Below are 10,554 nucleotides of genomic sequence, written 5' to 3' on the forward strand. Positions count from 1 at the left end.
AATGGAGGGCGTTGGGTGAAAAGGGCTGGTGGCAAGTAATAGGCTGGTGATAGGTCAGTGATAGATTTGTGATAGGCTGGTGATAGGTTTCAATGGGGCTGTTTATCGGCAGTTTGCTTTTTTTCTGTGAATTTGCAAAATCGTAAAAACGTGGAACTGTAAAGGCGCAGATGTGTGGTTGGTGAAGAGCCGTGAGGGTTTTGGGGTGCTTGGGATAAAGAGGGTGCGAAGTACGTTGAAGTGTTTTTTTTAGGAGCGCATTGAAATTTCTTTAAAAAAGCTTGTCGAGTATAAGTCATGACGGGACGACTATGAGAGGGAAGCAAACCCGCTAAAATTTGGACTGCTGAAAGAGAAGATTTTCGTGGGAACCTTACGTTGCGTAGAAACCATTGTTCCGTAGAAACTGTCGTTCTTGGAGGTGTGGGGAGAAAGGTCAGCTTTAAAATAGACAAAAAAATTCTAAACACAATTTGCTGTTTTAAGCTTTATACTATGACGCCTTATAAGATTATGCTGTCTAAGTCGCGTGAGAAGAGAATAAGTCCGTGTGAATTTTATAAACCGTCAGAGGGGGATAAGCCCAGGGGTAAAAAACGTTTGGTTTTGGGGCTTTTGATATAAGGATACTGTTTGAGAGGCGTAAGGGAGGGGGATTGTTCGTTCGCAAAGCCTATGATGTAAAGAGTATGGGCTATTCAAGAGGGTGTTCGGGTATGGATAGAGATTGAAGGGCATGGCTTCTTTGAAAAGCATAGGTACTGATCATAAGTTTTGTTTATTCATATGGTTTTTTATGGCATCCAGTACCTGTTGGCTTATCTCCTGATGAGTCAGCCATCGTGAACCTTTTGGGGTTGTTTTTTGTCCTAATTGAATGGGGATAAAATCAACCTTGTTTTTGCGCGCGCATTCGAGGACCATTTGATCATGCGTGTTGGAACCAAAAATATGAAGAATACATGGCGGTTTAGGCAAAAGAGCTAACTGCTCAATTAATGCGCAAGAAAATGCATGGGCGGACGAATGAATCCATAATATGCAATATTTTAGATCATGCCATTGCTTCACAGCTTCTAAAAATTGCGCCTTTGATGCCGCACAATCATAATTCAATGGCACACACATATGCTGTTTTTGCAATGCCTCAAGCTGGACTTTATGGGAAAGAAAGCGTGCAGCAATAATCACTTCTTGCGGCTCAAGTGACTGACACAAAGGCGCAAGCATCCCTGTGCCCCCTACCACTAGATAACGATAGTGCGCATCCTTTTTTTTCAAGTCCCCTCCCTTATTGCTTTAAATCACACCACGGTGCTTTAAAAATGTACACATTTCATCAGCAAGCCTTTCACAACGTGTTTGTATCTCTTCACTGATAACTTTCCAAGTACGACCGTCATCATCTGAGGAAAAATCTTCGGGGGAAGAGGCGATTTGACATTGGAGTGCATAACCATAAAGCGTGCGCACCAACGGCAATAAATGTTCACACGGTTGTGCGCATTTTTTGGCGGTACTTCCATGAGAGATAAGCCCAACAGGTTTATTTAAAAAGGCATTATAGCTCAAATTATCAAGAGCATTTTTTAAAAACACCCGAATAAGACCCTTGATAAACGGGGCTTGCTAGAATAACGCCATCAGCCGCTGCAATGGTTTTTACAAACTCACGAACCGCAGCACTTGGATTAGCCTCTACCTGCTGATGATAATCTGGATCTGTTATCGGCAACGGTTGTTCACGCAAATCAACCCAATGAAGTGATGCACCCCGCTTCATGAGGCAATCTGCTAAATAACTGGCTAAAGTTCGTGTTAATGAAGGTTGACGCACAGACCCCAAAATAATTGCTATATTCAATAGGATTTTCCTTTATCTTTTCCAGACAAGCCTATAACGCAAGGCTTATAAAGAATTGTGAGTAAAATGAAGCGATCATTATGCTGTCCATAGAGAGCAATTGTGATGATACCGCATAGTTATAGAATCAATCCATGCTAACAAGATTGTTGACAAAACAACACCTCAAACTTGAAGAGAATGTTAGTGCTTTCATTAATATTAAAACGCGTGATCTCAAAAATAGTGGCTGTCTCACTGTGTTAGAAGCGTTTTTATGAATATATTCTGAGCTATTGGCTTGCAAGATCCCTAATGAAAAATGGAAGATATCGTCATATTTTGATTTATAATGATCATTGATCCTTTTTAATTGGAATAAGAGAGTTGTAAGATTTTCTCATTTCAAATGCTCTTATTGCGCGATCATTTGCGCATCAATGGAAGTGACTTTTTTCATGTCTTAAATGGGGGGGGCGGAAAACAGGGGGGGCGGAAAACAATTGATAAAAGAATAAAAATGCTTCTATCTTTTCAAGAGATAAGGGCTGTTGTCGAAGCTAGATATGGCTGTTGTAGGGTGCGCGGTATGGCTGTTTGTAGGGTGCGGGCGGGTATGGCTTGTTGTAAGGGGCAGGTTTTGTTGTAGGAGAGCGCGCGCCTAGGGTAAATGGGTAATCTCGTAGAGGAACGAGTATGGCTTGTCGCAAGGGGAGGGTATGGGTATCGTAGATGCGGTGGGCGGCGCATGTGAATGGTGCTGGGTTATACTTTTTATTGAAACAATAGGGGTGATAGAGTTTATAGTAAGGGGGATATATTCATGAGGGCGCTATTGTTATCCCCTTCATGGGTGCTGTTCATGAAATGGGGTGTACGCGCGTTGGTTTAGAAGTGTTGAGAGGTGTTTCTTTAAAACAAGCACGTGTATTGGCAAAAGTATTGGCAATATAAATATACAATACGAGTGTTCTCTGGGGTATTCTGTCTGACGATAATGGACGGAATTTTACTTGAGAGATTGTTTGTGTCCTTATAAAAGTCAAGGACAAACAGTTGTATAAAAAGGAAGAGCAAATGAAGGGGGAAAATTCCACATTTTATAACAAACTGTGCTCTGTTCTTTTTGGAAAATCATCTCGTTCTTATAAAGATCATATTATCATTTGTCTTATTTCTATCCTTATTGGGATAGGTCATAAAGCTCTTTTGATCCCATTAGAATCCAAGTGGTCGTTGAGTGTATCGCAGGATAGCACTCTTTTGGCGCTCTTTGTGCTGCGTGAAGTCATCATGGTGTGTGTTGTTGCCTTGATGCCTGTTTTATTGGTGCTTTATCTCATCTTAACGTATTTGTTGAAAAAAAAGATTCAGCAGTTAGAAGAGGTTATCCAGCAACGGGGTCACACAACCGATCAACAAAATAATCCAGTAAAAAAGGATAGAGAAAAAATAAGCTGTTTTTTTATTGTATACTTTTGGTTGATATTTCTGCTAGACGTCTTTTTTCCTGCGGGTGTTGTCATGCTCATTTTAGAATTTTACTATTTTGTTTTCAAGCAGGTGAGAACGTATCGTAAAGTGAGACGGGCATTAAAACGCGTAAGATAAAGAGAGTGACAAGGCGCTGTTGTAGCTATCGTGAGGGGGAAGAGGCAATGTTTGGAAGCTCGTGACATAGAGAAGAGGGGCTGAATGGTTGGAAAATCATCAGGCAAAGAAGAGAGTCTATTTTCTTTTGTAATGAGGAGGAGGCTGCTCTTAATCATTTGGAAGAGCAACCGCGCTTTTAGAAAGTTTGGGTTTTTTGTTGAAAATAAGGCAAGCGCTATGCATCGCACTTTTAGTGGTTCTTAAAAGAGCGGGCATGAGATAAAAAAATGTATTTTTCATAAAAAAAGGAAGAGCAATGAAGGGGAAAAATTCAGCATTTTATAATGGACTGCGCTATTTTTTCGAAAAAAGTGTTTTTTCTGTGCGAGAGCGTGTTGTCATTTGTTTCCTCTCCCTCATTATTGAGCTATGGAACAGGATTTTCTTTCTTGAGCTGTGGAACAGGATTCTCTCTCTCTCATCCTTGGATAGCAAAGAGTACAACATTTTCTCTCTTGAGTTATGGAACAGGATTTTCTTTCTCCTATCCTTGGGTAGCAATGGAGAACGGACAGGGTGGTGGGATACACCTCTTTTTCTCTCTTTGTATGCGTTTTGGAAAGTTATTATAGTGTGTGTTTTGGTCTTGTTCCCAGTTATGTTGATACTCGGCATCATATTGTGGTTTTTGTTGGTAAAAAATATTCGGAAATTGAAAGGAATAGATCAGCAACGGGGTAAAATAACCGATAAAAAGGATCGGTATAAAGAAAGTGTGAACTGGAAAATGGACGATATTCTTGTCATGATATTTGCTTTCGTGCTTATGTGCGTGACACTGTGGGTTGCTTGTATTCCCATGATGATTTTAGAACTTTATTATGGTGTCTTTAAGCAGGTGAGAAAGTATCGTAGAATGAGACGGCTACTAAAACGCGTAAGATAAAGAGAGTGACAAGGCACTGTTGTAGCTATCGTGAGGGGGAAGAGGCAATGTTTAGAAGCTCTCGTGACATAGAGAAGAGGGGATGGTTGGAAAATCATCAGGCAAAGGGGATAGTCTATTTTCTTTTGTAATGAGGAGGCTGCTCTTCATCATTTGGAAGAGCAATAGCGCTTTTAGAAAGTTTGGGTTTTTTGTTGAAAATAAGGCAAGCGCTATGCATCGCACTTTTCGTGGTTCTTAAAAGAGCGGGCATGAGATAAAAAATGCGTTTTTCATAAAAAAAGGAAGAGCAATGAAGGGGAAAAATTCAGCATTTTATAATGGACTGCGCCATTTTTTCGAGAAAGATTATTTTTCTGTGCAAGAGCATGTTGTCATTTGTTTCCTCTCCCTCATTATTGAGCTATGGAACAGGATTTTCTTTCTCTCATCTTTGGGTAGCAAAGAGAACTTGACAGGGTGGTGGGATACACCTCTTTTTCTCTCTCTGTATGCGTTTTGGAAAGTTATTACAGTGTGTGTTTGGGTCTTGTTCCCAGTTATGTTTATACTCTGCTTCATATTGCGGCGTTTGTTGGTAAAAAATATTCGGAAATTGAAAGGAATAGATCAGCAACGGGGTAAAATAACCGATCAAAAGGATCGATATAAAGAAAGTGTGAAGTGGAAAATGGACGATATTCTTGTTACAATATTCAGTTTCGTGCTTGTGTTCGTGACAGTGTGGTTTGCTGCTATTCCCGTGGGGATTTTACAACTTTATTATGGTGTCTTTAAGCAGGTGAGAAAGTATCGTAGAATGAGACGGCTACTAAAACGTAAGATAAAGAGAGTGACAAGGCGCTTTTGTAGCTATCGTGAGGGGGAAGAGACAATGTTTAGAAGCTCGTGACATAGAGAAGAGGGGATTGGATGGTTGGAAAATCATCAGGCAAAGAAGAGAGTCTATTTTCTTTTGTAATGAGGAGGCTGCTCTTCATCATTTGGAAGAGCAACCGCGCTTTTAGAAAGTTTGGGTTTTTTGTTGAAAATAAGGGAAGCGCCATGCATCGCACTTTTCGTGGTTCTTAAAAGAGCGGGCATGAGATAAAAAATGCGTTTTTCATAAAAAAAGGAAGAGCAATGAAGGGGAAAAATTCAGCATTTTATTTAGCATTTTATAATGAACTACGCTATTTTTCTGGGAAAGATTATTTTTCTGTGCGAGAGTGTGTTGTCATTTGGTTCCTCTCGCTCATTATTGAGTTGTGCAACAGGATTTTATTTTTCCCATCCTTGGGTAGCCAAGAGAACTTGACAGGGTGGCAGGATACACCCCTTTTTCTCTCTCTGTGTGCGTTTTGGCAAGTTATTACAGTGTGTGTTTGGGTCTTGTTTCCAGTTCTGTACATACTCTTCATAACATTGTGGCTTTTGTTGAGAAAAAATACTCAAAAATTGAAAGAAATAAACCAGCAACGGGGTAAAATAACCGATCAAAAGGATTGGTATAAAAAAGGCGATAGAGAAAAATGGAGTGATATTCTTGTTACAATATTCGGTCTCGTGCTTCTGTTCGTGACACTGTGGGTTGCTTGTATTCCTATGATGATTTTACAACTTTATTATGGTGTCTTTAAGCAGGTGAGAACGTATTGCTGCTTAAGAAAAGAACTGAAAAACGTCTTGCAAGAACAGGATACAGCGTTTGAGAAGTCATGAGAGGGAAAAATAATGAAGAAATTATGAGAGATTCAGCCTTTATAGGGATTTCTCTCTATACCATTTTGCCTCTGATATGTTTTGGTGCTCTTTCATGGGTTGTCCGTAAATATTGCTCTAAGGAGCAGTGTTGAGGGTGGCATTGAGTGAAAGAAAAGCCGATTATGGATTAGTATTGATAAAAGCGTTATTACATGAGAGCCCATGGGGTTTAGAGCCTAGAGTGAGCGCTTGGGACTTACTTTATCGTTTGAAATGTGAGGAAGGGTAAAAAATGTCATTTTTAAGTAGTGTTAAGCTCTTTTGTCTTTGAGATGTTTTTTTGTCTTTTTAAGTAGTCTTTGCCAATTAAGAAGCACTTGCTAAGCCTCAACAGCGTTTTAGTATGGTGATATTGATACAAAAATTTATGGTATTTTGTGTTTTTCAGTCTGCTTCATAGAGATTTGGAAGTAAATCCGATGATGTAGGGGATGTAGGGTCATTTTCTTGAAAATAGGAGAATTTTTGGGAAAAAAGCTGAATTGTGGCTATCGGTTACAGATTGGCGTGGTTTGAAAATCTTCACTGTTTGAGGTGTGAGGAAGGTAAGAGGGTAGCAAGGTACCACGAATATTATTATTTTTATTATGACGCAAACCATAATGGCCTGTGTACTTTTCTTTATTCCGGTGGTATTTGGGTTTTGCATCATCATAATGCGTAAATTGGAAAAAAGATCTAGAAACGAGAAGAGGCAATCTCTGTGTGATAGCAAATAAGCTCTCTGTCGCACGGGTCTTTTCAAAGAGTGAGAGGGGAATACATGAAGGAGCAAAATTGGGCATCAGAGCAAGAAACGCATAAAGGAGCGCATTCTTTTTCGCTCCAGCAAGTGTTGCTCTCAGCAAAGGATTATAAAATTATCTTTGCTATTGCTGTTCTCATTATCATGTGGAAAATGGTTATAGAAATACCAGGTGTATTGAATTGGCAGCTGACAGGGTGGCAATATGTTGTGCATGCCGTTCTCTTTAAAACAACGGACATCATAACGGTTTGTGTTATTATTTTTATTCCGGTGATGTTATGGCTTCGCACCAAAGTGACGGGTGAGTTGTACAAAAATATTCAGAAACTAGAAGAAGCAATCTCGGTGCGAGAGCACATAAGCTCTCTGTCGCACGGGCTTTTTTAAAGACTGAGAGGGGAAAAATGAACAGTGATCCTATAGCCGTACTTCTATTAGATCCCGGATTCTGGGTGATGATTGTTATTTGCATGATCATTATCATGCTTGTTTTAGCTCTTTATACCTCTGTCTTTAAACGGATGAAAATGAATTTCCAAGTGAAAGGCGAGCTGGAAAGAGTGCTTAAAGAAAATGATCTTGCAACGCAGCAGTTTTGGAAAGATGAAGCCGTGGTGCAGAAGAGGCGTTTGCAACTAAAGGAAAAAGAGTTCTCTGCCGATTATGATGATGATGAAATTCTCACGATAGAAAGTGCAACGGGGCTTTTAAAAAGCTTGGGATGGTCGGTGGAAATCGAGGGAAAGGGAGATTATTTGGCAACCCTCTTTTTACCAGATCGTGAAGTGCAGTTTCTCTATAACGAGCAACGAGTGGAAGAATTTTCGCCCTTTGATCGCGGACTTTTAATTATGAGCGGTATTTTTGCGGCGGCTTGTCAGACGATTAATCCTCATAATTCTGGGGTTGTGCCAACGGTATTTATGAATTTTGTACCCAATGGATTGGAAATTTTTGAAGAAAAAGTGAGCGCCCAGCGTTTAAAGAAAGCACTCGATAAAACTTTAAAATGGACAATGGAAAGTGATTCTTTGCATGAAATGTTTCGCTCTCAATATGGTATTCCTCCTTGGGAAAAAGACTCTTTATCTTGGGCAACGGATGATGACATAGAGCTTGCACCTTATGCTTTGCTGCATCTTGCTGCTCTTGCCTTACTTGGTGATGTTGAGACTTTAGCTTCTTATGACGAAAGTTTTACGGCAGGGGAGAAGCTTGGCTTTGATGAAACCATTGAAAAAGTTCATTTGGAACGCGCTTTAATGATCGCTCAAGAAGTGAAAAGGGAAGCAAAGTTCAGTTACGATCTGCTGGAACGGGTTGCTGAGAAGTGGTCTATAGCCATGGACTATCAGCTTTTTAGAGTGAGATCTCCTAATACGTGTAATCAAAAACGCGCTTTTCATAAAAAATTAGTCGAGGAGAAAAAACAAGAATTAAGGGAACAAGGATTTGATGTGAGTGATGAACAGCTCGTGATTGAAGCAGAGGGGGTAAAACATGCTCCTGATATTACTTATATTAAAGATGGTGAACCTGCATTTATGGATATAAAAATTGATTAGTGTTGTACTCTCCTGTTGAAGGAAAGCACCCTTATTTAAAAGATGTGAAAGCGCCATGATTGAGACGCTTTCACACCTTTCTTACCAGAGCCAAATAAAGGGCTCGAAAAATCAAGAATAATAGCCAAGATTTTAAAAAATAGACTGAAAATGGCTTGATCCTCAAGAATAGGGGAGAAAAATTGATTATAAATTCTGCTATCTTCTTAAAGACGGTTCCTTTGTTTTGTTAGAAAATGCTCATAAATTATCGCTTATTCAAGTGCTATGAGGGGGAAGTCCATTGACTAAAGCGCCTATGGAGGGAAGCTCTGTCGACTAAAGCGCTGTGGGGTGAGCTTAAAAGGAGAGTCCTCATTATTTGAGATGTGAGGAAGGGTAGAAAATGTCATTTTTGAGTAGTGTTAAGCTTTTTTACCTTTGAGGTGTTTTGGTGCTCTTTTATGGGTTGTCCGTAAATATTGCTCTAAGGAGCAGTGTTGAAGATGGCATTGAGTGGAAGAAAAGCCGATTATGGATTAGTATTGATTAAAGGGAATAAGAGCCCATGGGATTTAGAGCCTAGAGTGAGCGCTTGGGACTTACTTTATCGTTTGAAATTGCGAGGAAGTTCAAAGAATGGTTTTGCTTGTAGGGGGGCGCGGTATATGGGTTGTTTTCGTATTTTTAGGAGCCTTGTTCATTCAAGCTTTGAAATGAATCCTATTGAAGTGGGGTTGCAGGGTCATTTTCTTGAAAATAGGAGAATTTTTTGGAAGAACAAGAAGAACAAAAGGATTGTGGACCCTCATTGACTAAAGCGCTATGGGGAAGTCCGTTGACTAAAGCGCCTATGGGGGGGCTTAAGGGAAAAGCCCTCATTATTTGAGATGTGGGACAAGTAAAAAATGTCATTTTTGAAGGCGGTGATATTGAACAAATAAAAACACAATAAAAATTAAATTAAAACATCGGAAAAATTAAACTAAAAAAGGCCCCATTTTAAAAGGGCCTTTTTATTTAAATTTTACAATATACACAAAATGTATATAACCTTATTTTAAGAAATTTTTGTATCTTATACTCTAGCGGAAACCAATTGTATAAAATATATAATAATTGATCCTAAAAAACCAGCTATTGCATTCAATAAACTTTTTCCTTTTTCGTATATATCGTTTATTGATGCTTGTTCTGAGGCGCTTCTATTACTGACTCTCAGTATATTCAATGTATCCGATGTGTCCCTTACTTGTTTAACAAACTGTAAATTTGTTTTCTCAATAGTATAAGGTGCAACAATAGGAGAGGGTTCTTTATTGACTATACGATCAGATTTTTGAATCGCGAGAGCTAAACCACTTGTAATTGCCCCCGCTATGAAAAAATATCTGATATTCATAGTTTTTTCTCCTATATTTATTTCGATAAATAAATATCGATATGTATCATACATAAATTCGATTTAAATAACTATAGTAAAAATACAACAGTCATAAAAAAGAATAAAGTTTGTCTATATTTTGACAAAATTTACCCTTAATTGCCTTAATGAATTCTTTCAGATTCGATTTTATGAAGGCGTAAAAAAGTTTGAAAGCTCTGTAGGCAAGTGGAATCCCATAAGGTGGGTGATACAATAGTTGCTAGCAAACTTCTTTTTTGTGCCTTTGACTAAGGATTCATAAAATGAGGGTTCATAAGAATGAAATACGATGAAAGTTGAGTAAAACCCGTTGAGGGGAAGGATGCACTCTTTATGAGGGCGGAGTGCATCCTCTACAGTTTGGATACTGTTTTATCGAGGGTTGGGCAGTATCCGTTGAGGGGAAGGATGCACTCTTTTTGAGGGCGGAGTGCATCCTCTACAGTTTGGATACTGCCTTATGAGGGTTGGGCAGTATCTTTTGAGGGGAAGGATGCACTCTTTTTGAGGGCGGAGTGCATCCTCTACAGTTTGGATACTGCTTTCATGAGGGTTGGGCAGTATCTTTGAGGGGAAGGATGCACTCTTTTGAAGGCGCGGAGTGCATCCTCTACAGTTTGGATACTGCTTTATCGAGGGTTGGGCAGTATCCGTTGAGGGGAAGGATGCACTCTTTATGAGGGCGGAGTGCATCCTCTACAGTTTGGATAC

12 protein-coding genes are annotated in these 10,554 nt (G+C 39.4%); 8 read left to right on the plus strand and 4 right to left on the minus strand.

Going from position 1 to position 10,554, the window contains the following annotated elements:
* Positions 1-765: 765 nt before the first annotated feature.
* Genes ACFIKG_RS05910 through ACFIKG_RS05920 form a run of 3 tightly spaced genes read right to left on the minus strand, consistent with a single transcriptional unit; the run spans position 766 to position 1,864 of the window.
* Positions 766-1,281: a short-chain dehydrogenase gene (locus ACFIKG_RS05910; RefSeq protein ID WP_375625331.1), complete on the minus strand. Its 516-nt coding sequence runs from the start codon at positions 1,279-1,281 to the stop codon at positions 766-768.
* An 18-nt stretch (positions 1,282-1,299) separates the two neighbouring features.
* The gene (locus tag ACFIKG_RS05915) at positions 1,300-1,599 is read right to left on the minus strand and encodes an NADPH-dependent FMN reductase (RefSeq protein ID WP_375651907.1); all 300 of its coding nucleotides are present in this window, start codon (positions 1,597-1,599) and stop codon (positions 1,300-1,302) included.
* Positions 1,577-1,864, minus strand: coding sequence for an NADPH-dependent FMN reductase (locus ACFIKG_RS05920; protein ID WP_375651908.1), 288 nt, complete (start codon positions 1,862-1,864; stop codon positions 1,577-1,579). Before ACFIKG_RS05920 ends, ACFIKG_RS05915 begins: the two co-directional genes overlap by 23 nt.
* A 388-nt stretch (positions 1,865-2,252) precedes the next feature.
* Here ACFIKG_RS05920 and ACFIKG_RS05925 point away from each other — a divergent pair, with 388 nt between their 5' ends.
* From ACFIKG_RS05925 to ACFIKG_RS05960, 8 genes are all read left to right on the plus strand, one after another.
* Positions 2,253-2,492, plus strand: coding sequence for a hypothetical protein (locus ACFIKG_RS05925; RefSeq protein ID WP_375651909.1), 240 nt, complete (start codon positions 2,253-2,255; stop codon positions 2,490-2,492).
* Between the two features lie 428 nt (positions 2,493-2,920).
* Positions 2,921-3,454, plus strand: a complete 534-nt coding sequence (locus ACFIKG_RS05930) for a hypothetical protein (RefSeq protein ID WP_375648451.1) — start codon at positions 2,921-2,923, stop codon at positions 3,452-3,454.
* Positions 3,455-3,752: 298 nt separating this feature from the next.
* A complete protein-coding gene (locus ACFIKG_RS05935) occupies positions 3,753-4,382 on the plus strand; it encodes a hypothetical protein (RefSeq protein WP_375651910.1) in 630 nt (209 codons plus the stop codon).
* Positions 4,383-4,674: 292 nt separating this feature from the next.
* Positions 4,675-5,274 carry a hypothetical protein gene (locus ACFIKG_RS05940; RefSeq protein ID WP_375626416.1) on the plus strand — a complete coding sequence of 200 codons (600 nt, stop codon included), beginning with the start codon at positions 4,675-4,677 and terminating at the stop codon, positions 5,272-5,274.
* A 524-nt stretch (positions 5,275-5,798) separates the two neighbouring features.
* Positions 5,799-6,083: a hypothetical protein gene (locus tag ACFIKG_RS05945; protein ID WP_375648448.1), complete on the plus strand. Its 285-nt coding sequence runs from the start codon at positions 5,799-5,801 to the stop codon at positions 6,081-6,083.
* An 805-nt stretch (positions 6,084-6,888) separates the two neighbouring features.
* Positions 6,889-7,260 carry a hypothetical protein gene (locus tag ACFIKG_RS05950; protein ID WP_375625336.1) on the plus strand — a complete coding sequence of 124 codons (372 nt, stop codon included), beginning with the start codon at positions 6,889-6,891 and terminating at the stop codon, positions 7,258-7,260.
* Positions 7,261-7,277: 17 nt separating this feature from the next.
* Entirely contained in the window at positions 7,278-8,438 is a 1,161-nt protein-coding gene (locus ACFIKG_RS05955; RefSeq protein ID WP_375651911.1) for a DUF6990 domain-containing protein, read from the plus strand.
* A gap of 485 nt (positions 8,439-8,923) precedes the next feature.
* Entirely contained in the window at positions 8,924-9,232 is a 309-nt protein-coding gene (locus ACFIKG_RS05960; protein ID WP_375625338.1) for a hypothetical protein, read from the plus strand.
* Positions 9,233-9,495: 263 nt separating this feature from the next.
* On the opposite strand, the gene ACFIKG_RS05965 is transcribed toward ACFIKG_RS05960, so the two are convergent.
* Entirely contained in the window at positions 9,496-9,819 is a 324-nt protein-coding gene (locus tag ACFIKG_RS05965) for a hypothetical protein (RefSeq protein WP_375625339.1), read from the minus strand.
* Positions 9,820-10,554 lie beyond the last annotated feature (735 nt).

Source organism: Bartonella sp. LB28NMGDW (assembly GCF_042194435.1).
In the GTDB taxonomy this organism is placed as follows: Bacteria; Pseudomonadota; Alphaproteobacteria; order Rhizobiales; family Rhizobiaceae; genus Bartonella; species Bartonella grahamii.